This is a genomic window from Acetobacterium sp., assembly GCF_041752335.1.
Taxonomy (GTDB): domain Bacteria; phylum Bacillota; class Clostridia; order Eubacteriales; family Eubacteriaceae; genus Acetobacterium.
The window spans coordinates 13,071-33,109 of record NZ_JBGSHG010000112.1; the positions used below are offsets into that span (position 1 = coordinate 13,071).

Genomic DNA, 20,039 nt, shown 5'->3' on the forward strand with positions numbered 1-20,039 from the left:
AAAAAGAAAAGGACTTTCTCAACAGTCGTTGAGAAAGTCCTTTAAATAGTTCAGCAACTAAATATGATTGCGCCCAGATAAAATGGCGTGACATTCGTTGTAGTAGAATTTTTTTGCATCGCTCACGGTAAGCTCATCGAAAAGATGATAGAGGTTGATTGCCAGAGTTTGGGTCGTTTTGATATCAAGATCTGTGCGTTGGCAGGTTTTTAGAAAGTATCCCATGCAGGCTTCCTTATTCCAGTCATCTCCGCCCAGGAATAATCGACGCAATTCTTCTTTGATTTCTTTTTCAGTCCATTGTGAATCAGTTGAAGAAACGAAATCTTTTGTTTCAATCATTTTACCAGCTCCCTTCATTTCAGATAAATTTTTGATCAACGTCATTATAGCATAGCTTCAAAAAAACTGTAAACGGAATGGCGGATAAAAATTCTACTAAGCTTTTGTTAAGTAACAAAGGCAGTGAATGGAAAAAAAATTAAAATAATGCATAAAAAATTAAAAAAAGCACTGGATTTTTCAAATGTAATCGGTTATAATAAGTCCATGGTGTGAAAACGTTTTAATTTCCTTTCTTAATTTTCTTAAAAAAGAGGTGTGTACGCATCTCTTTTTTATTTTTTGCCGGCTTTTTTTAAGCTATGAAAGCACGCTGTTTTTTCTTATTCTCTAGAGTCATTCTAGACTATCTGTTTTTTTCTCTTGAAATATTTTCTTTTTAAGGTTATATTTAAGTGCAAGAGAACATCAGGAAAGTGGGGAATAAATATGAATGCAGTAAAAATTAAAGACGATATATTTTGGGTCGGTGTGAATGATTATCAGACGATACTGTTTGAAGGGTTATGGCCAATTGATCAGGAAGGTGTTTCCTATAACGCCTATGTGATCAATGATGAAAAAGTAGCCATTATTGATACCGTAAAAACCATCAAAGCCGATGAATATATAGAAAAAATAAAATCGATTATCGGAGACAAAAAGGTAGATTATCTAATTGTCAATCATATGGAGCCGGATCATTCCAGTGGCATTACTGATCTGCTGGCCGAGTATCCGGATATGAAAATCGTGGGGAATAAAAAAACCTTCCCGATTATGAACAATTTTTATAAAATTACCGAAAATCTTCACGAGGTTGGCGAAGGCGACACTCTTTGTCTGGGGAAACATACCCTTCAGTTTTTTATGACACCGATGGTACATTGGCCAGAATCTATGGTTACCTATGATACCAACGACAAGGTGCTCTTTTCCATGGATGTCTTTGGCAGCTTTAAAGCACCGGTGGGAAGTATTTTTGACGACGAAAATGATCTGGCGGCCTTTGAAGAACCAACCCGCCGTTACTATGCCTGTATTGTGGGCAAGGTAGCTGGTCAGGCGTTGAAAGCCTTAAATAAGCTGGGCGGAATTGAAATCGGAACGATTTGTCCGTCACATGGTTTGATCTGGCGGGACAATCCTAAATATATTTTGGATATGTATGTAAAAATGAGCGCTAAAGAAACCGATCCCGGGGTTGTCATTGCCTATGGTTCCATGTATGGCTGTACCCAAAAGGCGGCGGAAATTTTAGCGATCGCCTTAAAGAACGAGGGCGTCAAAGACGTGAAGCTTTACGATGTGGCTAAAACCGATATTTCTTTTATTATTTCTGATATCTGGAAATACAAGGGTCTGTTTTTGGGCGCACCATCCTATTACGGCCAGATTTTCCCCAAAATGGCCAATCTGCTTTATAAATTGGGAGAAATCAAAGTTGATAATCATAAGGTTGGATTTTTTGCCGATTACAGCTGGAGTGGCGGAGCCGATAAAAACTTTAATTATTTTATCAACGAGGCAAAGGTCGATACCATTGATGAAATTCTGATGATTAAGGGAACGCCAGATGAACAGGATGTCATTGCATTAAATGAACTGGCCCAAAAAATGGCCAAAGAAATGGTTTAATAAAAATAACGAGGATTTGGTAGAAAAAACAGAGGGGGAAAACATAAATGAAAATCGTTGTGGGCATGTCAGGAGGGGTTGATTCATCGGTTGCAGCATTATTGTTAAAGGAGCGTGGCTACGAGGTCATCGGGGTCTTCATGAAAAATTGGGAAGAACAGGATGAATCGGGGGTATGTACAGCCACAGAAGACTATGATGATGTGCGGCGGGTGTGTGACACTATTGATATTCCCTACTATACAGTGAATTTTGCCAAAGAATATTACGACTCTGTTTTTTCTTATTTTCTGGAAGAATATAAAAAAGGGAGAACTCCCAATCCGGACGTTCTCTGTAACCGAGAAATAAAATTCAAACGTTTTTTGGATTATGCGCTAAAGGTGGTTGGCGGCGATTATCTGGCTACCGGTCATTATTCTCAAATCGATTTTGTCAATGAACAGTACCGGTTAAAACGGGCTTTTGATCACAACAAGGATCAAACCTATTTTCTCTGCCAATTGGGACAAAAAGAGCTGGCCGATGTGATGTTCCCGATTGGACATCTGTCCAAAGATGAGGTGCGCCACATTGCCGTCAAAAACAATCTGGCGACCGCCAAGAAAAAGGATTCAACGGGAATTTGTTTTATCGGCGAACGGAATTTTACAAAGTTTCTCAGTCAGTACTTACCGGCCCAGCCGGGCCAGATTGTCGATCTGGCTGGTCAGGTTAAGGGAACCCATCAGGGTCTGATGTACTATACCCTGGGGCAGCGAAAAGGCCTGGGGATTGGTGGTGAAGGCACTGGAGAACCGTGGTTTGTGGTCAGCAAAGACCTGGATAAGAACGAATTAGTGGTAGTCCAGGGTGAAAGTCATCCGGCGCTTTACTCAAAATCCCTGGAAGCCATCGAAATGAATTGGGTGGGCGGTTATCCGCCGGCCAAACAGTTTAAGTGCACCGCTAAATTCCGCTATCGTCAATCCGATCAGGGCGTATCGGTGCGGGTGACCCCGGATCGGATTTGCGTTGAATTTGATAAACCACAAAAAGCGGTAACCCCGGGACAGGTCATGGTTTTATATCAGGATAATATCTGTCTTGGCGGTGGAACCATTGATTCCGTCGAAATGATTTAATAAACTTGATTTTATCGATAAAAGAGCAACCTTAATTTAGCTTGCTCTTTTATTTATTTTGAGTAAAAAGCGCAGTTTTATGGTAAACTATACACAGTGACACCAATACAATGGGTGAAGCCTGTGAAAAAGCAAGTGAGAATTCGTGAATATAGAGAAAAGTAAGCAGGATGATAGGGAAGGATTGTAAATAATGAAAACGCCGTGTAATAAATGTGGAAAAACAATCGGTTTTTTTGACAGAAATTATAAAATAGATAACGAAAAATTAAACATAAAACATGATGTCCTTTGTGGAGACTGTAATAATGTTTTAAAAAAGGGCATTGAGAAATTAGATGATATGTATCAATGGATGATGAATAACCTTAAAAAAAACAAGGATGTTCAAAAAAATGGAATGGTTTCAGTTGAGGCGGATCTGCTGATTCTGCTGGCCGTTGAGGCTCTTTTTTCGGTTGCGTCAGACTATTACCATTTGGATTCCCCCCTTAATCAGACCTTTATCCGGGCCAAAGAAAGCCGCGGCGTCGACCGGCAACGGGATATTGTGCGGATTGTGCACATTCTGCTGCTTTACGGGTTTGAAACCAATTTAAAAGACCAGGGATTGGACACCACCCGAAATTTTATCGCCTATATGATCCAAAACGAACAGTTTCTGGAAGAAGTGGAAGTTAATTGTGGGGTTGATGATGAACTCGTCAAGGCCAATGTATTTTTGAGCCGTCGCGGCCTGATCATTGATACCCTTAATAATCCCAAACTAATCTATATTTCGATCCCCAGCGATGTGCTGGTTGACTATCAGGTGGAATCCTCGGAAATTATCAATGAAGTGATTCTGAAAAATGTTTCTTATCCCTGGGATAAGAAAAAAAAGGTGGTTTTGACCCTTGTTTCAGAAAGTGCGCTGTTTTCAGTGGCTAATGCCATCGATCGATTTAATCAGAAGACCAGCAAGCTTCAGGACAAGCTGAAAAAAGATAGCCTGGAATATTTTAATGATCGGGTTGTCGAAGATCTGGAAAAAATAAAACCCGGCGAATTTATTGAGGCAATCCATTTGGATTGTTTGCTTTTGTGTATTGTTAAAAATTTAAAAAGCCAGAAAATGTTTTCCATGGAAGCCTTATTTGATCCCAAAGGCACCGCCATTGAGCTGCTTTGGGCCTATTATCGACAGAACCTGAGAAATATGGGTATTGACAATAACGAAAAGATCGTCACCTATCTTTTAAAAAATTGTCTCTATACCGAAGGTTTTAATATCAAACATGGGAATAAACCAAGTGATAAAGGCTGGGGCTTTTTTACCACCAAGGGCTATATTATTTATTTCCGACGAAGTCGACAGGTGTTTTTTATCTATACTGAAACCTTCCCCAATCCCCTGTATCATCCCTGTAACCGGGTCACCTATGAGGACAAACAATATTTGCAGCTGATTATGAGCAACAGTCGAAGTATGGGAGAAGAGCAGCGGGAACTGGATGAATTGATTTTTTACAGTGACGAACCAGAAACCATTGCTCAGATGGAGCGTTTTTTTGAACGGCATAATCTTTATTATCAGATGGAGACCTTTCTTAAAAAACAGAAAGAAGTTCAGCGAAAACGGGAGAAATACCTGCAGGTACAGCGGATTATCAATCATATTTTCAATGATTTCGGATTTCTGCCCTATTGTATCTATGATGAGTGGTATGTGATTCAAACCGAACTGAAAAAGGATGATATCCTGCTGAATAAGCTGATTGATACCGATGCCGGTCTGAGAAAAAACTATACCCTGGGCCAAATCACCTACGCTCCGAAAATCATCGAAGCCTTCAACCAGGGAGCCGAAGCCGTTCAGAATTCACTCAATATCGTTGAAGATTCGGTGGCCAGGGCGATTTTATGGGTGGCCTTTAAAGAGGCCGTCACTGAAACCCTTTCACAGGAATGGGTGCGGATTGCCGGTGAAATTCTGGATAAGGAAGATAATGCGCTGTCAGCATTTTTCAAATACGTTAATCTCAAAAATATTGAACCGGATAAGGTATATTTTATGGGACTATTTATTTACCATTTGATGGATCGGGAAATCCTGCAAGCAGATAATTTTCTGGAAAACTATGAGGGAGCCGTGCGGATTTTCCTGGAATGCCGTCGAGTTATTGAAGAACCCAAGTTTGAAGGAACCATTCTTCCCATGGACGAATTGCTGGAAGAGGTGTTTCCGGTGAAAAAGAAAGAAGAGAGTAACCTATAAAGGAGAAAATCCATGCGTGTTCTTTTAGTTGAGGATGAAAAGCCCCTGGCTGCGGCTTTGGGGAAGATTTTTGAAAAAAACAAAATATTGATTGACGTTGTCAATGATGGTATTGAAGGCAAACTGCTCAGCGAGAATGATGTATATGATGTAATCATCCTGGATATTATGCTCCCGGGAATGACTGGTTTGGAAATTCTGCGATCGATCCGGGAAGCGGGAAAAAATGTGCCGATTCTTTTGTTAACCGCCAAAGACGACACCAAAGACAAGGTCAACGGACTGAATATGGGCGCCGATGATTATCTGGTCAAACCGTTTGTGACCGAAGAGTTAATTGCCCGGGTAAGGGCGCTGGGGCGACGACCCTGGGAGGTATATCAGGATAATGTGATCCATTTTTCAAACATTTCCCTGAATATCAATTCTGGAGAATTGTTTGTGGATGATGTCCTAAACCGACTCACCGCCAAAGAAGCTCAATTGCTGGAAATGTTTATCCGGAATCCCGGCATGACAATCTCAAAAGAGCAGATTTTAGACCGGATCTGGGGGATTGAGAGCATGGCGATGGAGAATAGTGTCGAAATCTATGTCCATTATTTGCGAAAAAAGCTGGACACCTCAAAGGCCTATATAAAAACCATTCGTGGATTGGGGTATGTTTTAAAGGAGCAGGAGCATGTTAAGCCTTAACAAGCTTCGGATCAATCTCACCCTGATGAATACAGGAGTCCTGATCGGACTCCTATTATTTATTTCCATTTTTCTGTACGTGGTTCTGAGTATGGATGTGGAGACAAATGTGAATAATAATCTTAAAATATATTGTTCTCAGCTGGCCAACGAGATTGAATATCTGGAGCGGCAGGAAGCGGGACAAGAGGTTGCCGAAGAAGAAAAACAGGGTTATTTTGAATATACCCGAAGTCTCGTGCAGAATAATATCTCCTATGTTATTTTCGATCAACAGTTCAGAATCCTGGATCAGTCCTACTCTCTGCCACTTGAAGAAGCAAAGTTGGTGGAAATATCGAAACACTATTTTGAAGATAATAAAGAAAAATATCTGATCAGCAATTATAAGCAGGGCGACAAGGATTATAAAATTTGCACCTATACGGTGGTCAATAAAAATGGCGAATTAAAAATTGTTCAGGCCATGAAAAATATGGCTTCGGAACGATCGCTGTTGGGAAATGCCCAGGAAATGGTGGGCTTTACGATCCTGATCGGCGCTTCATTATCCTTTTTGGGCGGTTATTTTTTGTCCGGTCGGTCCCTGATTCCGATAAAAAAAAGCGTCGAGCGACAGCAGGAATTTCTGGCCGATGCATCCCATGAGCTGCGGACACCGATTGCTGTGATCCAGACAAATCTGGAAGTGGTCAAGGCCAGTACCGATGAAAGTGTCGAAAGTCAGCTGACCTGGATCAACAATGCTTATGATGAGATCCAATGGATGCAGCATATTGTGGAAGATCTGATGTTTTTAGCCCGGGCGGATTCCGGGGATATGATGGTACAACAGGAACCTGTTGATTTAACCTATTTAATCAAGGTGGTCTGCGAAAAAATGGCGCCGCTTGCCGGGAAAAAGGGTATCGCTTTTATTAATAAGCTGGAGGAAGAGCTGGTCATTACCGGCGATGAAAAACAGATTACTCAGTTACTGGTTATTCTTTTGGATAATGCCATTAAATACAGCAGTGAAAACACGATTATTCGAGTCATTGGGAAGAAGAGCCTTCAGGGAGTATCAGTGGAAGTCATCGACCAGGGCATCGGGATTCCCCAAGATGAGATTAACAAGGTAACCCAACGGTTTTATCGGGTGGATAAGGCCCGCTCCCGAACCGAAGGCGGAACCGGTCTGGGCTTATCCATTGCCAATTGGATTGTGGACGAGCACCATGCCGGCATGATCATCGAAAGCGAAGAAAAAAAGGGAACCAAAATTACATTGAATTTTGACAAGGGGGTAGAAAAAAAGTGAGCAGTTTAAAATTTTGTGGAGACGAGATTATTACCGGTCCCGGTACCCTGAATGCCATCAAAAAGATAGCGGGACAACGTTTCTTTATTGTAACCGGAAAGAGCGCCTTATTTCGAAATGGGACCATCAAACGGGCAGAGGCTTTTTTAAAAGAAAGCAGTAAGGATTATGATATTCTTGGCGGCATTGGAGCAAACCCCAGCGTTTGTGATGTCGAAGCGGGTCTGATCAAGATGAAAGCCTTCAATCCGGATGTGGTGATTGCCATCGGCGGTGGTTCGGTTCTGGATGCGGCCAAGGTTATGACGCTGATGTGCGAGTATGATGGGTTAACCATCGAAGCAATCAAAACCGGCCAGGCGCCGGAAAAACGGGAGCGGATTAAACTCATAGCGATCCCCTCAACCTCCGGGACAGCATCCGAGGTCACCCGGGCAGCCGTGATTACCTTCCCGGAAGAAAATATCAAAATTGGCCTGAAAACCAAGGCCTTTATTCCCGATGTGGCCATTCTGGATGGGGAGCTGGCTTTGTCGATGCCGCCCAATGTGATGGTGGAATCGGGCCTGGATGCCCTGACCCATGGTCTGGAAGCATATATTAATAAAAATGCCAACGACTTTACCAAAACCATCGCTAAGGGGGCAGTGGAAGGGCTGCTTACACACCTGCGTCAGTCCTTTGAAAGCGGGGATATCGAAAGTCGCCAGCATGTCCACAATTTTTCTTGTTTGGCCGGGTTCGCCTTTCAGAATGCCGGACTGGGAATGGATCATGGCATTGCCCATGCCTTTGGGGGCCGTTTTGGCACCAGTCATGGACTCCTCAATGCCATTGCCTTGCCTTATGTACTGGAATACAATCAGCAGGATCCCCAGGTGGCCGAAGACCTGGAACAGCTATCCCGGTTAATTGGGAAAAATATCATCGCTGAAATTAAAGATCTGAATCAAACCTTCGGTATTCCCAGCTCCTTTCAGGCCGCGGGGATCCCGGCAGAACAATTCAAAGCCCACTACAATGAGTTGCTGAAAAATTCACTGATGGGCTCCACCCAGAGAAATCCCGTAAAAATGGACGCATCTGAAATGGATAAGGTCTTAATGAGCATTTATTATGGCGAAAAGAAATTTTAATAAAGAAAAAAAATTAGTGCGTTGTAAAAATGAACATGAAGCGCTCAGAATTTTGCAATTAACTATGAAATAAATATTTAGGAGAATACATGAGTTTATTAGACGGGTTAAATACTCGACAGCGAGAAGCAGCAGAAACCATCGATGGGCCACTATTAATACTGGCAGGGGCCGGATCAGGAAAAACACGAACCATTATCCATCGCATTGCCCATATTATTGAAACAGGACAGGCATGGCCCTCGCAGATTCTGGCCATCACCTTTACCAATAAAGCCGCTGGAGAAATGCGGGAGCGAATTGCCAAAATGAATATCGAGGACAGCAAGCGGATTTGGATGTCGACCTTTCACGCCATGTGTGCTCGGATCATGCGAACCCATGCGCAATGGTTGGGTTATGACGACAACTTTGTCATTTATGATATGGACGATCAGAAGCGTTTATATAAAAGTCTGATCAAAGAACTGGGGCTTAATGACAAATATTTTACCAATCAGTTTTTAAGCGGCGAAGTCTCCACCGCCAAAAATAATTTTGTCAGTCCGGAAGCCTATATCAAAGCAAATTCCGGCGATTTCAGAAAAGAACAGGTCGGTGTTTATTATAAACGCTACCAGGAAAGCTTAAAAGCAAATAATGCCATGGATTTTGATGATCTGATCTACAATACCCTGGTATTGTTTAAGGGTTTTCCGGAAATTCTGGAACAATATCAAAATCGCTTTAAATACATTATGGTTGATGAATACCAGGATACCAATCATAGCCAATATGAACTGGTTAATATGCTGGCCGCTAAAAACAAAAATATTTGTGTCTGCGGGGACGATGACCAGAGTATCTATGGCTGGCGGGGAGCGGATATCAACAATATCCTGGACTTTGAGAAAGATTATACCAACGCCAAAGTGGTCAAACTGGAAGAAAATTACCGCTCAACCCAGACCATTTTAGACTGTGCCAACGGCGTCATCGCCAGAAACACCGGCCGTAAGGAAAAGGCGCTATGGACCAACAATGATGGTGATGAAAAAATAATGATCGCCTCCTTTAACCAGGGTTATGATGAAGCCCGGTTTATTGTTGATGAGATTAATGACAATATTACCAAGGGCCATGGCATCTTCGGCGATTTTGCGATTCTGTATCGAACCAACGCCCAGTCCCGGCTGTTTGAAGAAGCGCTGATGCGGGCCGGTTTGCCGTTCCAGTTAATTGGCGGAACCGGATTTTACTCCCGGGTTGAAATTAAAGATGTCATTGCCTATTTAAATGTGTTGAGCAATCCCAAAGACAACATGGGCTTTATGCGGATTGTCAATGTGCCCAAGCGGGGGATCGGTTCAGCAACGATTGAGAAAATTGCCGAGTACGCCAATTTTAAAAGCTTCAGCCTGATGCAGGCCTTCCACCATGTTGAAGAAATTCCGGAACTGAGTCCCAGTGTAAAAAACAAGGTTCGGGCATTCAGCGAACTGATGAAGAAATTGGAAGCAATCCAGGCGACGGCCAGCTTAAGTGAGCTGATCTCCGCCGTTATTGAAAAAACCGGCTATCTGGAAATGCTGGAAACCGGAAAAATGGATAAGGGCGAAAGCCGGCTGGAAAACCTTCAGGAACTGGTATCTTCAGCCACCGATTTTGAAAAGAATAGTGATGACCAAAGCCTCAGCGCCTATCTGGAAACCGTGGCCTTATCATCAGAAACCGATAAGTATGATGGCGACCAGGGGAAGGTTCTCTTGATGACCCTTCATAACGCCAAAGGGCTGGAATTCCCGATTGTCTTTATCCCCGGGATGGAAGAAGGAATCTTCCCCCATGGCCGAGCCATGGATTCACCAGAAGATATCGAAGAGGAACGGCGCATCTGTTATGTGGGCATTACCCGGGCGATGAAACGCCTTTATATTTCCTGGGCAGCGGAACGAACCCTCTATGGCCGCCGTCAATTACAAACCCCTTCCCGGTTTCTCAAAGAAATGCCGGATGAGGTTTGTGTGGAAAATAAACAGCGTTACGAGCGTAAGCCGGAAATTGACATTGAAACCAAAAAGAATAAGACTTTTTCGGAACGGGTGACCCAGTCGAAGGTGGCCATTCGCAGAAATAATGCCAATGCCGTTAACCTTCATAGTGGTTCATCAGAAAATGAATTTGCGTTGACCGACAAGGTCAAACATAAGAAATTTGGCATTGGTACCGTGGTTGAAGTAAAAAACAACATGATTTCGGTGGCGTTTCCGGGGGTAGGGATCAAAAAAATGGATCCGACTTTTGTGGAAAAGGCTTAGTTAAAATAATTTAAAACAGCGGTTAAGGATTGGAAATGAGCATGAGCAAAACCCGAATTGAAGCGTTAAGAAAAAAAATAGCAGCCTATAATAAAGCCTATTATCTCGATGATGGCCCCCTGGTTTCAGATTATGACTATGATCAGCTGATGCAGGAACTGATTGCGCTGGAAACTGAAAACCCGGAGATGATCACCCCAGATTCGCCGACCCAGCGGGTTGGTGGCAGCCCTTCAGAGGGCTTTGACAAGGTGGTCTACAGTCGTCCCAAGCTGAGTCTCAGCAATGCCTTTGATGCCGGCGATCTCCGGGATTTTGACCGCCGGGTGCGACAGTCCTGTCCCGAGGCCACCTATGTGGTGGAACACAAATTTGACGGCTTAACGGTGGTGCTCAATTACGAAAATGGTTTGTTTGTTCAGGGCGCCACCCGGGGTGATGGGGAAGTGGGGGAGAATGTTACCACCAACCTTAAAACGATCCGAACCATCCCGCTGGGTTTGCCGGAACCGGTAACCCTGGAAGTTCGGGGCGAGGTGTTTATGGGTAAAGCCGATTTCGAAAAATTGAATCAGCGTCGTCTGGCGGACGAGGAAAGCCCTTTTGCCAACCCCAGAAATGCAGCGGCGGGTTCCTTGCGGCAATTGGACCCCAGGCTAACGGCCTCCCGACCATTGGATATTTTTGTCTTCAATCTGGAAGCAGCGGCAGGTTTTGAACCCAAAACCCACACGGAGACCCTGGGTTATTTAAAAAAGCTGGGTTTTAAAACCAGCGCGGTCAAATCCTTTAGCGATATCGAAGCAATCATTGATTATTGTAGCCTGATGGAAGTGGAAAGACGAAATCTGCCTTTTGATATCGATGGTCTGGTCATCAAGGTGGATGAATTATCCTGTCGGGAGTTGCTGGGTAATACCTCAAAAAGCCCCCGTTGGGCGATAGCCTATAAATTTGCCCCGGATCAGGCCATTACCACTGTTACTGCCATTACCGTCCAGGTCGGCCGAACCGGTGCTCTGACTCCAGTGGCCGAACTTGCGCCGGTATCACTAGTGGGATCGGTGATCGCTCGGGCAACCCTCCATAACGAAGACAATATCCGCACTAAAGATATCCGCATCGGCGACCATGTAGTGATCCAGAAGGCTGGTGATGTGATTCCGGAAGTGGATCATGTGGTGTTTGAAAAGCGATCGGGAAACGAGGTTGTTTTTCAAATGCCAAAGCGCTGTCCGGTTTGTGATGAACCGACCTTTCGGATTGCCGGAGAAGCCGTGACCAAATGTCTGAACATGGCCTGTCCGGCCCAGGTGTTCCGCAAATTGGTGCATTTTACGTCCCGGGATGCGATGAATATAGAGGGGCTGGGTCCAGGCGTGCTGCGGCTGTTGATGGACGATAAACTGGTAATCAACCCGGTGGATATCTATCATCTGGAGCAAAAAAGAGAACAACTGGTCACCCTTGAAAAACTGGGAGAAAAATCAGTGGACAATCTTTTAGCTGGGATTGAAGCCTCTAAAACACGGGACCTGTCGCGGCTAATTTTTGGTTTGGGAATTCCGCTGGTGGGCGCCAGAGGGGCGAAAATTCTGGCCGAGCATTATCATAAAATGAACAATCTGATCCTCGCCCAAGTGGATGATCTCAAAGGAATTTTTGAAATTGGTGAAAAAATGGCCACCGAAATTGTCGATTTTTTCCAGACCCCCACCAATATTGAAATCATCAGAGGTCTGGAAGCCGCGGGGCTGAATATGGTTCAGGAAACCCGCGTGGATTCTCAGACCCTGGCTGGGAAGACCTTTGTGCTCACCGGCACCCTGCCAACTCTTGACCGACGGGAAGCCAAAGCCCTGATCGAAGCCAATGGCGGCAAGGTAGCTGGCAGCGTCAGTAAAAAAACCGATTTTCTCTTATCTGGAGAAAAATCCGGCACCAAATATGAAAAAGCCCAGTCGCTGGGAATTGCAATAATTGATGAAGAAGCGTTTTTAGCCCTTGTCACCAGTGGTGGATTTGATCTATAATGAAGGGTGATTTTTAGAATCAGACTGACAGCTCCGGCTGTTAAAATAGAATATCATAGAAAGTCAACAGCAAAGAAAGGATAACGAATATGAGTTTAACACGAGAAGATGTTACCTACGTGGCCAATCTTGCCCGTTTGGAATTTTCCGAGGATGAAGTAACCGCCCTTGCCGATCAACTGGGGGCAGTGCTGGATTATGCGGAAACCCTCAGCGGATTGGATACATCTAAAATTAAAGCCACCGAACATGTGCTGGCGGTTCAGAATGTCTTTCGGGAGGACGAAATCAAGCCCTGTCTGACCAATGAAGAAGCTTTGGCCAATGCGCCGGAAAGCGAAGCCGGGTGCTTTAAGGTTCCCCGGGTTATGGAATAGGAGGCAATAATGGAATTAAGTCAAAAAACCATCCATCAAATAAATGATCTTCTGGATAAAAAAGAAGTGACCGTTACTGAGGTAACTCAAGCGGTGGTTAACCGCATTAACACAGTCGAAAAAGCCACCGATGCCTATCTCAGTCTCCAGACCGAAGCAGCTTTGGAAGCTGCTCAGGCACTGGATGCCGAGCTGTCCGGGCGAGCTAAAAAAACTCCGCTGGAAGGGATTCCCTACGGACTTAAAGACAACATGTGCACCAAGGGGATATTAACTACCTGTGCATCAAAAATGCTGTATAACTTCAATCCCCCTTATAATGCCGAGGTTTATGACCGGCTTAGCGAAGAGGGTGGCATTTTGCTGGGTAAAACCAATATGGACGAGTTTGCGATGGGCTCTTCGACCGAAAATTCAGCCTATAAAAAGACCCGGAATCCATGGGATTTAAACAAGGTACCCGGCGGGTCCAGCGGCGGATCAGCTGTTGCTGTGGCAGCCGATACGGCCTTTTACACCTTGGGATCAGACACCGGCGGATCAATCCGGCAGCCAGCCTCCTTTTGTGGGGTGGTGGGGATGAAACCAACCTATGGTCTGGTCTCCCGCTATGGTCTGGTGGCCTTTGCTTCGTCGCTGGATCAGATTGGCCCGTTCACTAAGGACGTTGAAGACTGTGCGCTGGTACTAAATGCCATTGTTGGCCATGATGCCAAGGATTCCACCTCCCTCAAGCTGGAAAAAATTGATTATACCCAAAACCTTAAACAAGGGGTCAAGGGGTTAAAAATTGGCGTGGCCAAAGAATTTTTCGGCGAAGGGCTGCAACTGGAAGTCCGCAAAAGCCTGGAAGATGCCATTGCCATCTATAAAAACCTGGGTGCTGAAATAGTCGATGTATCTTTCCAGCATCTGGATTATGCCCTGTCCGCCTATTATATGATTTCGTCGGCTGAAGCCAGCTCCAATCTGGCCCGTTACGACGGCATCCGTTATGGTTTCAGAGCCGAAGAATACAATGACCTGATTGATCTTTATAAGAAAACCAGAAGTCAGGGCTTTGGCGACGAGGTAAAACGACGGATCATGCTGGGCACCTATGCCCTGAGTTCCGGTTATTATGACGCCTATTATAAAAAAGCAATGCAGGTGCGAACGATCATCAAAGCTGACTTTGATCAGGTGTTTGGTGGTTGCGATGTGCTGCTGACGCCAACGGCACCGACCACGGCCTTTGGTATCGGTGAAAAAACCAGCAATCCGCTGGAGATGTATCTCACCGATATTTATACCGTACCGGTTAACATTGCCGGGATTCCTGGAGTTTCAATTCCCTGTGGCTTGGACAACAACGGGATGCCGATCGGGATGCAGCTGCTGGGGCCGATCTTAAGTGAAGAGACCTTGTTAAAAACCGCCTGGGTGTTTGAGCATGAATCAGGCCTGACAAATTTAAAAGCACCATTGGGAACGGAGGTCTAAATCATGGAATATGAAATTGTCATTGGAATGGAAATCCATATTGAATTAGGGACAAAAACAAAGATATTCTGTTCGTGTCCGACCGAGTTCGGCCAGGATGAGAACACCCATACCTGTCCGGTTTGTCTGGGAATGCCCGGGGTGTTGCCAGTATTAAATGAAAAAGTGGTTGAATACGCGACTCGGGCCGGTTTGGCGCTAAATTGTGAAATTGCGCACTTTAGCAAAATGGATCGAAAAAACTATTTCTATCCGGATTTGCCCAAAGCCTATCAAACCTCTCAGTTTGATTTGCCCATCTGTACCGGTGGAGTAGTCGGCATTGAAGTCGATGGGGTAAAAAAAGACATCGGTATTACCCGTATCCATATCGAAGAAGATGCTGGCAAGCTGCTTCATGAATCCGCTGACGGGACGCTTCTGGACGTTAACCGTTGTGGCGTGCCGCTGATTGAGATCGTCACCGAGCCGGATCTGCGCAGTGCCGAGGAAGCCCGCGCCTTTGCTGAAAAGGTCAGAAATATTCTCGAATATACCGGCGTCTCCGACTGTAAGATGGAACAGGGCTCGATGCGTTTTGACGTAAATCTGTCGATTCGGGAAAAAGGATGCGAAGTATTGGGAACCCGAACCGAAATGAAAAACCTCAACTCTTTCCGGGCATTGATCCGGGCTGTCCAATATGAAAGTAAACGACAGATCATTGAGATTAAAAAGGGGCACACGATTATCCAGGAAACCCGGAAGTGGGATGACACCAAAGGCACCTCATCTTCGCTGCGAAGCAAGGAAGAAGCCCACGATTACCGTTATTTCCCGGAACCGGATCTGGTTCCGATTGTGTTGGAACCGGCCTATATCGAGAAAATTAAGAGCGAGCTGCCGGAATTGCCGGAAGCTAAAAAGCAACGCTATATTGATGAATATAAATTGCCAGAATACGATGCCGGGGTGTTGACCACCACGGGCGTCACGGCCCGCTTCTTTGAAGAAGCGGTGGTACTGTATAACGAACCCAAACAGATTTCTAACTGGATGATGGTTGAAATTCCGCCGCTATTAAAAGAAAACGAACTGAGTATGGAAAATATTTCCATTACTCCCGCGCAATTGGTGGAATTGCTGAAACTGGTCAAAAACAATGAAATCAGTGGCAACACCGGTAAAGAAGTTTTAAAAGAAATGTTTTCTACCGGCAAAAACCCGGATGATATTGTCAAAGAAAAGGGTCTGGCGCAAATGAGTGATACCGGGGAACTGGAAGCCATCATTGAAAAAATCGTTTCGGATAATCCCAAATCGGTTGAAGATATTGGTGCCGGCAATGACAAAGCCTATGGCTTTTTAACTGGACAGGTAATGAAGGCCACTAAGGGAAAAGCTAATGCCCAGGTCGCCAACGAAATTATTCGGACTGTCGTAGCCAAACATTTAGTATAAAAAAAACAATAATTTGACACCCTAAGGGATTACCGCAAGACTTGCAGTAATCCCTTAAAAAATAATAGAATAATAAAGGAAAAACATGGAAAACAGTGAAGCAATAAAAGAAACAGAAATAGCTATAGATACAAGCAAGCAACGGATTGATGGCCGGGAAAATCATGAATTAAGACCAATAAAGGTCACCCGCCACTTTATTAGACATGCCCAGGGATCAGTGCTCATCGAAGTGGGAAATACCAAGGTCATTTGTACCGCCATGGTGGAAGATAAGGTGCCGCCGTTTTTAAAAGGCCAGAAAAAAGGCTGGGTCACGGCCGAGTATGAAATGCTTCCGGCATCAACCAACACCCGCAAAAGTCGCGATCGTAACCGCGGCAAAATCGATGGCCGAACCATGGAAATCCAGCGTTTGATCGGCAGAAGTCTGAGATCTGTCATCGATCAGACAATGCTGGGGGAGCGAACCATCTGGATTGACTGTGATGTGATCCAGGCCGACGGTGGAACCCGGACGGCAGCGATTACTGGTTCATTTCTGGCCCTCCATGATGCCTTGTCAGCGCTGATCGAAGCGGGAAAAATCAAAGCCATGCCGATCACCAATTTTGTCGCCGCCACCAGTGTCGGGATTTATCAGGGCGAAGCCATCGTTGACCTGTGTTATGAAGAAGATTCAAACGCTGAGGTTGACATGAATATGGTCATGACCGAAAGTGGCGAAATCATCGAAATTCAGGGAACTGGTGAAGAACGGCCCTTTAAAAAGGAAGAACTTCAAAAAATGTTGGAACTGGGAGAAGCAAGTATCAAAAAAATCATCGCCTTCCAAAAAGATACATTACAGGATTAACGGGTAAGTTATAATGAGAACAATACTTTTAGCCACCGCAAATCAGGATAAGGCCAAAGAACTGAAGGCGATGTTGGGCGAGGACTTTGAAGTCCGGACGATGAAGGATTTTGGCATTGACATTGAAATCATCGAAGACGGCCTGACCTATGAAGAAAATGCCCTGATAAAGGTGCGGGCGTTACAGCCCTATGTCATGGGAAAAGAATTAATCATTATGGGCGATGACTCCGGCTTGTCGGTGGATTGTCTCAATGGCGGTCCGGGCATCTATTCGGCTCGTTACGCCGGTGACAATGTCAGTTATACTGACAATAATAAAAAACTCCTTAAGGAAATGGCAGCTGTGCCGGAAGGGAATCGGGGCGCGGCTTTTATCACCGCCATTGCGATGATTTTACCCGATGGCCGGGAGCTATGCTGCGAAGGGCTGGTGCGGGGAAAAATTGCCGTTGATTATTGCGGCGCCGGCGGATTTGGTTATGACACGTTGTTTATCCACGAGGCATCAGGTCGCTGTTACGGAGAGATGACCAAAGTAGAAAAAAACCGCCTCAGTCATCGGGCCGTCGCTGTTGAAAAGGCCCGGGAACTGCTGAATCAGGCGCTGTAAAAAACACGATAATTGGTATGCTTTTATTAACACAGAAAGAATAAGGAATGGGGGATAAAATGAAAATTGGCGTAATGAGTGACAGCCATGGCAATCTGAAAGCGGTGAAACAGGCCGTCGAGGAAATGGTTCAGGTGGATGTGATCATCCATTTAGGAGATTATGTGGAAGATGCCCTCTATCTGCGAACAATCACAAATACCCCCGTCCACATCCTGAAGGGAAATTTGGATTCTTTTGCTGATGATGGCAGTATGTCACTGGAGACCACCTTAGGCGGCTTTAAATTTTTTGCCTGCCATGGCCATAAGTACGGCGTTAAGAATGATTTGCACCGCCTTTACTATGCCGGGTTGGAAAAAAATGCCCAGGTGGTTCTCTATGGACATACTCATAATGCTTATATAGAAGAGGATGGCCGAATTTTGATGATGAATCCTGGCTCAGTGGGGGCGCCCAGAATGGGTGATCCCGAAAGTTACGGGTTGATTACCATCGAAAATGGCGAAATTGACGCAAAAATTATTCCGCTTTGGAATGACTGACAGAAATATGCAAAAAGGAGGCACTCGATGCTGAGTATTAAAGATGTATCAATGACTTATCAAAAAGGAAAAAAAGAGGCCTTAAAAAACATCAATTTAGAAATTGAGGAAGGCGAATTTACCGCCTTGCTGGGGCAAAATGGAGCGGGGAAGAGCACCCTGATCAATATCCTGGCCGGAAATGTGAAAAAAACCCGGGGAGCGGTCAATATCGGAGGATACGATATTGATAAGAAGGAGCTTGATACAAAAAAAATCATCGGGATTGTGCCCCAGGATACCGGGTACGATTTTATCTTTACCGTTGATGAAGCGCTGAAAAAACAATCGGGTTACTTTGGGATTAAGGATAACAAGGAATATATCGACGAAATTCTGGATGCCTTATACTTGACCGAAAAAAGAAGCGCCAGAATCCGGGATCTGTCCGGGGGGATGCGCAGACGATTTTTAATTGCCAAGGCATTGGTTCATAAACCCAAAATCCTGATTTTGGATGAGCCCACGGCGGGCGTTGATATCGAAATGCGGCATACCTTGTATGATTTTCTGGTTAAGCTGCATGAAGGGGGAACCACCATTATCCTGACCACTCACTATATTGAAGAAGCGGAGAAATTGTGTAAACGGATTGTAATTATTGATGGCGGGAAGATCATCGCTGATGAGCCCAAAGAAGAGCTGATGGATGCGTTTTCCCGGGAATCCATCATTGAGGTTCACTTTGATGAAGAGCTGAAGCTCGCTGATTTTGATTTTTTAAGCGACTATCACCCGCGTATCGAAGACAAAACCAGGCTGCAGCTGAAAGCTTCAAAAAAGGACTTGTCCAAAGTCTTTAGACAACTATCAGAGAAAAACATGGAATTCACCAATCTGGTGGTGGAACGACCAAAACTGGAAGATATTTATTTAAATATCATCAAACATTAGGAGGGTATATGAAAAACAGAATATTTTATAATAGAGTCGGATTTTTAACCCTCTTGAACAAGGAGATCCATCGGTTTATGAAGGTGCCGGTCCAGACGGTTCTGGCACCGCTGATTTCAAATATTCTTTATATGGCAATTTTCGGAGGGATGCTTCAAACCAGAGAGGTCGGGATTGAAGGGATTAGTTATCTTAATTTTCTGGTGCCGGGTTTAGCGACAATGGGGGCGATTTTTGCGGCCTTTCAAAATCCGTCTTTTTCGATCATCTCACAGAAATTTCAGAATACCATTCAGGATTTAAACAGCTACCCCATCTCGCTTGCCGAAAAAATTCTGGCCTTCGTCTTTGGCGGGATGTTTCGCGGGGTTCTGGTCGGTATCTTGACTTACGCGGCAACGATTTTCTTTGTCGGTTATGAAGTCAAATATCCCATTTTTTTCGTCCTGGCATTGACTGCGACATCGTTTGTTTTTGCATCCCTGGGTCTGATTGCCGGCCTGGCGCTGGATAATTTTGAGAAGATGAATTTTGCGCTGGCGATCGTTATCACCCCACTTACCTATCTGGGCGGGGTATTTTTTGAGATTTCGAAGTTGCCGGGTTTATTATCAGCCATCAAATACGTAAATCCCATCTATCCGCTGGTTAATGTGTCCCGTTACGCCTATATCGGGGTATGTGAGGGCAATATTGTCATTCATGTGCTATTGACAATTGCCCTGGTCATCAGTTCATTTTTGATTGCTGCATACATCTTCAAAAAAGGCGTGGGAATTAAAACGGTTTAAGTTTTATTTCATTTGCTGATGACTCAGGCTCGAAAGTCCGTTAAAATGGGAAAACAAATAAAAAATAAAAAAGAGTTGACAACTCTTTCTATTTCAAGTATACTAACACTTGTCTCTAAGAGAGGCAATGCGGGTGTAGCTCAGTGGTAGAGCCCTGGCCTTCCAAGCCAGTCGCGAGGGTCCGATTCCCTTCACCCGCT

At 44.6% G+C, this 20,039-nt stretch carries 17 protein-coding genes and 1 tRNA gene; 17 read left to right on the forward strand and 1 reads right to left on the reverse strand.

Features of this window, described 5'->3' with window-relative positions; all coding sequences use genetic code 11:
* Window positions 1-57 precede the first annotated feature (57 nt).
* The gene (locus tag ACEW8F_RS13605) at window positions 58-342 is read right to left on the reverse strand and encodes a hypothetical protein (RefSeq protein ID WP_373484010.1); all 285 of its coding nucleotides are present in this window, start codon (window positions 340-342) and stop codon (window positions 58-60) included.
* A gap of 429 nt (window positions 343-771) precedes the next feature.
* Here ACEW8F_RS13605 and ACEW8F_RS13610 point away from each other — a divergent pair, with 429 nt between their 5' ends.
* The 17 genes from ACEW8F_RS13610 (at window position 772) to ACEW8F_RS13690 (ending at window position 20,039) form a co-directional block, all read left to right on the forward strand.
* On the forward strand, window positions 772-1,959 hold the full coding sequence (locus tag ACEW8F_RS13610) for an FprA family A-type flavoprotein (protein WP_373484011.1): 1,188 nt from the start codon (window positions 772-774) through the stop codon (window positions 1,957-1,959).
* 47 nt (window positions 1,960-2,006) lie between these two features.
* On the forward strand, window positions 2,007-3,083 hold the full coding sequence (gene mnmA / locus ACEW8F_RS13615) for a tRNA 2-thiouridine(34) synthase MnmA (RefSeq protein ID WP_373484012.1): 1,077 nt from the start codon (window positions 2,007-2,009) through the stop codon (window positions 3,081-3,083).
* A 193-nt stretch (window positions 3,084-3,276) separates the two neighbouring features.
* Window positions 3,277-5,340: a hypothetical protein gene (locus tag ACEW8F_RS13620; protein ID WP_373484013.1), complete on the forward strand. Its 2,064-nt coding sequence runs from the start codon at window positions 3,277-3,279 to the stop codon at window positions 5,338-5,340.
* 12 nt (window positions 5,341-5,352) lie between these two features.
* Window positions 5,353-6,036, forward strand: coding sequence for a response regulator transcription factor (locus ACEW8F_RS13625; RefSeq protein ID WP_373484014.1), 684 nt, complete (start codon window positions 5,353-5,355; stop codon window positions 6,034-6,036).
* Window positions 6,023-7,336, forward strand: coding sequence for a sensor histidine kinase (locus ACEW8F_RS13630; RefSeq protein ID WP_373484015.1), 1,314 nt, complete (start codon window positions 6,023-6,025; stop codon window positions 7,334-7,336). The genes ACEW8F_RS13625 and ACEW8F_RS13630 overlap by 14 nt, the downstream gene beginning before the upstream one ends.
* Complete coding sequence (locus tag ACEW8F_RS13635) at window positions 7,333-8,472, forward strand: iron-containing alcohol dehydrogenase (RefSeq protein ID WP_373484016.1); 1,140 nt, start codon at window positions 7,333-7,335, stop codon at window positions 8,470-8,472. The genes ACEW8F_RS13630 and ACEW8F_RS13635 overlap by 4 nt, the downstream gene beginning before the upstream one ends.
* 89 nt (window positions 8,473-8,561) lie before the next feature.
* Window positions 8,562-10,769 carry an ATP-dependent helicase gene (locus ACEW8F_RS13640; protein WP_373484017.1) on the forward strand — a complete coding sequence of 736 codons (2,208 nt, stop codon included), beginning with the start codon at window positions 8,562-8,564 and terminating at the stop codon, window positions 10,767-10,769.
* Between the two features lie 41 nt (window positions 10,770-10,810).
* Entirely contained in the window at window positions 10,811-12,802 is a 1,992-nt protein-coding gene (gene ligA / locus ACEW8F_RS13645; protein ID WP_373484025.1) for an NAD-dependent DNA ligase LigA, read from the forward strand.
* Window positions 12,803-12,891: 89 nt separating this feature from the next.
* On the forward strand, window positions 12,892-13,179 hold the full coding sequence (gene gatC, locus ACEW8F_RS13650) for an Asp-tRNA(Asn)/Glu-tRNA(Gln) amidotransferase subunit GatC (protein WP_304884416.1): 288 nt from the start codon (window positions 12,892-12,894) through the stop codon (window positions 13,177-13,179).
* Between the two features lie 9 nt (window positions 13,180-13,188).
* The gene (gene gatA, locus ACEW8F_RS13655) at window positions 13,189-14,661 is read left to right on the forward strand and encodes an Asp-tRNA(Asn)/Glu-tRNA(Gln) amidotransferase subunit GatA (protein ID WP_373484018.1); all 1,473 of its coding nucleotides are present in this window, start codon (window positions 13,189-13,191) and stop codon (window positions 14,659-14,661) included.
* A gap of 3 nt (window positions 14,662-14,664) precedes the next feature.
* Window positions 14,665-16,101 carry an Asp-tRNA(Asn)/Glu-tRNA(Gln) amidotransferase subunit GatB gene (gatB, locus tag ACEW8F_RS13660; protein ID WP_373484019.1) on the forward strand — a complete coding sequence of 479 codons (1,437 nt, stop codon included), beginning with the start codon at window positions 14,665-14,667 and terminating at the stop codon, window positions 16,099-16,101.
* Window positions 16,102-16,186: 85 nt separating this feature from the next.
* Entirely contained in the window at window positions 16,187-16,957 is a 771-nt protein-coding gene (rph, locus tag ACEW8F_RS13665) for a ribonuclease PH (protein WP_373484020.1), read from the forward strand.
* A 13-nt stretch (window positions 16,958-16,970) separates the two neighbouring features.
* Window positions 16,971-17,570: an RdgB/HAM1 family non-canonical purine NTP pyrophosphatase gene (rdgB, locus tag ACEW8F_RS13670; protein ID WP_373484021.1), complete on the forward strand. Its 600-nt coding sequence runs from the start codon at window positions 16,971-16,973 to the stop codon at window positions 17,568-17,570.
* A 59-nt stretch (window positions 17,571-17,629) separates the two neighbouring features.
* Window positions 17,630-18,115 carry a metallophosphoesterase gene (locus ACEW8F_RS13675; protein WP_373484022.1) on the forward strand — a complete coding sequence of 162 codons (486 nt, stop codon included), beginning with the start codon at window positions 17,630-17,632 and terminating at the stop codon, window positions 18,113-18,115.
* A 27-nt stretch (window positions 18,116-18,142) separates the two neighbouring features.
* Entirely contained in the window at window positions 18,143-19,048 is a 906-nt protein-coding gene (locus ACEW8F_RS13680) for an ABC transporter ATP-binding protein (RefSeq protein WP_373484023.1), read from the forward strand.
* Window positions 19,049-19,056: 8 nt separating this feature from the next.
* The gene (locus ACEW8F_RS13685) at window positions 19,057-19,839 is read left to right on the forward strand and encodes an ABC transporter permease (RefSeq protein WP_373484024.1); all 783 of its coding nucleotides are present in this window, start codon (window positions 19,057-19,059) and stop codon (window positions 19,837-19,839) included.
* Window positions 19,840-19,968: 129 nt separating this feature from the next.
* Window positions 19,969-20,039: transfer RNA gene (locus ACEW8F_RS13690), tRNA-Gly, on the forward strand.

What these genes read in the sequence shown, in the direction of transcription:
- ACEW8F_RS13605 (WP_373484010.1), bottom strand. Translation starts at nt 342, where the DNA reads ATGATTGAAACAAAAGATTTCGTTTCTTCAACTGATTCACAATGGACT.
- ACEW8F_RS13610 (WP_373484011.1), top strand. Translation starts at nt 772, where the DNA reads ATGAATGCAGTAAAAATTAAAGACGATATATTTTGGGTCGGTGTGAAT.
- mnmA (WP_373484012.1), top strand. Translation starts at nt 2,007, where the DNA reads ATGAAAATCGTTGTGGGCATGTCAGGAGGGGTTGATTCATCGGTTGCA.
- ACEW8F_RS13620 (WP_373484013.1), top strand. Translation starts at nt 3,277, where the DNA reads ATGAAAACGCCGTGTAATAAATGTGGAAAAACAATCGGTTTTTTTGAC.
- ACEW8F_RS13625 (WP_373484014.1), top strand. Translation starts at nt 5,353, where the DNA reads ATGCGTGTTCTTTTAGTTGAGGATGAAAAGCCCCTGGCTGCGGCTTTG.
- ACEW8F_RS13630 (WP_373484015.1), top strand. Translation starts at nt 6,023, where the DNA reads ATGTTAAGCCTTAACAAGCTTCGGATCAATCTCACCCTGATGAATACA.
- ACEW8F_RS13640 (WP_373484017.1), top strand. Translation starts at nt 8,562, where the DNA reads ATGAGTTTATTAGACGGGTTAAATACTCGACAGCGAGAAGCAGCAGAA.
- ligA (WP_373484025.1), top strand. Translation starts at nt 10,811, where the DNA reads ATGAGCAAAACCCGAATTGAAGCGTTAAGAAAAAAAATAGCAGCCTAT.
- gatC (WP_304884416.1), top strand. Translation starts at nt 12,892, where the DNA reads ATGAGTTTAACACGAGAAGATGTTACCTACGTGGCCAATCTTGCCCGT.
- gatA (WP_373484018.1), top strand. Translation starts at nt 13,189, where the DNA reads ATGGAATTAAGTCAAAAAACCATCCATCAAATAAATGATCTTCTGGAT.
- gatB (WP_373484019.1), top strand. Translation starts at nt 14,665, where the DNA reads ATGGAATATGAAATTGTCATTGGAATGGAAATCCATATTGAATTAGGG.
- rph (WP_373484020.1), top strand. Translation starts at nt 16,187, where the DNA reads ATGGAAAACAGTGAAGCAATAAAAGAAACAGAAATAGCTATAGATACA.
- rdgB (WP_373484021.1), top strand. Translation starts at nt 16,971, where the DNA reads ATGAGAACAATACTTTTAGCCACCGCAAATCAGGATAAGGCCAAAGAA.
- ACEW8F_RS13675 (WP_373484022.1), top strand. Translation starts at nt 17,630, where the DNA reads ATGAAAATTGGCGTAATGAGTGACAGCCATGGCAATCTGAAAGCGGTG.
- ACEW8F_RS13680 (WP_373484023.1), top strand. Translation starts at nt 18,143, where the DNA reads ATGCTGAGTATTAAAGATGTATCAATGACTTATCAAAAAGGAAAAAAA.
- ACEW8F_RS13685 (WP_373484024.1), top strand. Translation starts at nt 19,057, where the DNA reads ATGAAAAACAGAATATTTTATAATAGAGTCGGATTTTTAACCCTCTTG.